This is a genomic window from Mycobacterium sp., assembly GCF_052144515.1.
Taxonomy (GTDB): Bacteria; Actinomycetota; Actinomycetes; order Mycobacteriales; family Mycobacteriaceae; genus Mycobacterium.
Genome location: NZ_JBKQQD010000212.1, coordinates 1 through 2,771 on the forward strand (window position 1 = coordinate 1; position 2,771 = coordinate 2,771).

Genomic DNA, 2,771 nt, shown 5'->3' on the forward strand with positions numbered 1-2,771 from the left:
CAAAGCGCGCAGCCGACGCTGCGGCTTGGGTGCCACGAAGCTGCCGCGCAACAGCCCAGCCTCCATCAGCTGGCACAGCCACTGCGCGTCACACACGTCAGTCTTGCGACCCGGAACGTTCCTGACATGCCGCGCGTTGCAGAGCGTCAGCTCGAAGTCGTCCTCCAGGATATGCCAGACGGGCGCTGAGATAGGACGGCGGCGAGGTGCCTCTTGGGTCCTTTTCCGCCGCCCCTCTCCCGAACCCGGCGTGACCATTTCTGATCACCGGGCTCTCTAGTGACTATTCCGTGTTAATCGCGGTTGGCTTCTCGGGATGGATGTTGGCGTGGCAGCTGGCGCAGACCACGAGGGTCTTGCGTCGCCGTCGTGCCATGATCTGCATCCACTCGGGTTGCGGCCGTCCGGGTTTGTTGAGATCGGCGAGTGCGCGGATTTGGTGGATTTGCACTTTGTCCGCTTCCCCACAGATCTCGCACCGCCCGGTCAGGAGACGGCGAACCACCTCCTTGTGTCGGGCGGTGCCCGGGATTGGTTCGCGGTCAGCTAAGACTGCGTTCTTTTGCCGCGTGAGCGGGATACCACCGAACGTTGCGACTAGCGGCCTGCGGCCCTCGCCACGCTCCACCCTGGCCTGTATGCATTTGCGCGGCCCGTACGGAGTGTCGGTCGTGGCCCCATACTTGCGGGCCATCTTCGAGACCGACGAGCCGTGCTTGCCAGCCAGCGTCTTGAGCAGCGATGTGACCATCACCCAGTGCAGCCGATTCAGCCGGTAGACGTCTCCGGCCAGCAGGTAGTACTGGACGATGCCCCGATACTCGGACCCGTAGCGGCTGATGATCGCGTGGTCCTGCTCGTTCATCAGTTCGGGTCGATGCGCGGGTTTTCCCCGTTGCATGTATCGGGCGCATTTCGCCTTGATCACGTCAATCGGCACGCGCGGCCAGATTCCCCCGTTGAGCGACCTGCGCCCAGCGGTGAGCTTCCGGTCATCGTGCCTGACGGTGATCTCATAGCCGAGGAACCGCGCCGCCCCGGTGCGGGCGTGGGTGATCAGCGTCTTTGTCTCAGACAGTTCGAGCTTGAGATCCTCTTGCAAGAACTGAGCGAGACGGCGCTTGATTTCCTCGGCCTCGGTCTTCGGTCCGGTGAACCCGAGCAGAATGTCATCTGCATACCTAACGTAACGCAGCCGCCGATACGCGGGATCCTGTGGATCCACCGTAGGGAGACGACGTTGCTGCTTGCGCAGCGCCCTAACCGTGGCGTGATCGCCGCGCTTGCGGGCACGATAGATGCCGTTCTTGACTCTGCGGTACTCAGGATTAGGGCTCCTGCGCACACCTCGGGTGTATTCCGGCAGTAGAACCGTTTCGACAAACGCGTCCAGCCGGTCCAGGTAGATGTTGGACAGGCACGGGGAGAGCACCCCGCCCTGCGGCGCGCCGCTGAGCGTGGCGTTCCACACCCAGTCCTCCAAGTACCCAGCTCGCAGCATCTGGCCGACCAGCCGAAGCAGCCGGTTGTCGTGGATCTTTTCACCCAGCGTCTGGAGCGTGACTTGATGGTCAAGCTCGTCGAAGCACCGGGAGATATCACCCTCGATAAACCAGGTCGTTCCCGTCCAGTTGATCCCCACCTCGCTCAAGGCGCTGTGGCAACCCCGGCCGGGACGGTAACCGTGGGAGTGCTCGGAGAACCGCGGCTCATAGTACGCCTCAAGCAGCAGGCGTATCACTTCGCCGACGAGCTTGTCCGACCACGATGGCAGACCAAGCGGGCGCTGCTTCCCGTCCTTCTTGGGGATGTAGTGCCGCTTGACGGGTTTGAACCGGTAGCGCTCGTGACGCAACGCGTCGATGATGCGCTCGATCTTGCCCAGCGTCATGCCGTCCGCGGTTTCCGCATCGGGTCCGGGCGTCATCGCTCCCTGGTTGGAGTAGATGCGCCCGTAGGCCAGCAAGTACAGCTGCGGGTTGAACAATTGCCGATACAGCTCATCACACGGCAGGCCGCGCCTGCCGCGTTCACGGAGGACATCCAGGACCGTTTTGGCGCTCTGCATTACGCATACCTCCAGGCCATCAGACATCCAGCCACCTGTGCCCCTTCGCCCTGCGGACGGCTTTCCCGTCCTCCCTGGTGGGTCGCGACTCCCACGACTACTATGGGCACTCCGTCACCCTGGGGCTCGCGCCCCGAGGGTTGATCCCGCGTTCGTCCCTGTTGTACGTCCGAGCGTGACTTAGGCGGCCGACTCATCTCCTTGCTTGCCCTCACTGGGCAACGCTCCACGCCCCGAAGGTTGCGACAGCCCTGGAAGCATGCCGTCGCATAGCGTGGCGCCGGTAACGGGTGCTTTTCCGGCGGATGGGTCTTTGCATCTTCTGGAGATTCGGCTTCAGGCAGTCAAGCTTTCGCCATATCACGCGGGTCCCGCGACGCCTCATCCCTGCACCTGGGCATGACCGTCGCTTTTCTGACATGCGATTGTTCCTTTCACCTTTCGGATCCGGGTAAGCCATTGGACCCAAGAACCTTCCTTCGAGTTCATCCCGGCTGTGCCGGGGATACAACAGGGCGCCTCGCGGCGCATTTCCAATACACACCGGTCGCCTCCATCGCGACCTGCCGAACCCCCAACGCCTCAAGCCAGTCTCGCAGCGCCAGCAGGCCATACACGGTCGTGGCGAACTCCTCCACATGCTCGGTCAGCTCACGGCCCTGCCAGACGCGCACGCACGCGGTCACGCTCGCCTGGTGAACGT

1 protein-coding gene and 2 pseudogenes are annotated in these 2,771 nt (G+C 63.1%); all 3 read right to left on the bottom strand.

The genetic code is table 11. The annotated features are described in order from the left end of the window. Window positions 1–138: pseudogene (locus ACLP9N_RS15060) on the bottom strand (IS110 family transposase); the annotation flags it as partial. A gap of 145 nt (window positions 139–283) precedes the next feature. Beyond that, on the bottom strand, window positions 284–2,095 hold the full coding sequence (locus ACLP9N_RS15065; protein ID WP_442408175.1) for a reverse transcriptase domain-containing protein: 1,812 nt from the start codon (window positions 2,093–2,095) through the stop codon (window positions 284–286). 458 nt (window positions 2,096–2,553) lie between these two features. Further along, window positions 2,554–2,771: pseudogene (locus ACLP9N_RS15070) on the bottom strand (hypothetical protein); the annotation flags it as partial.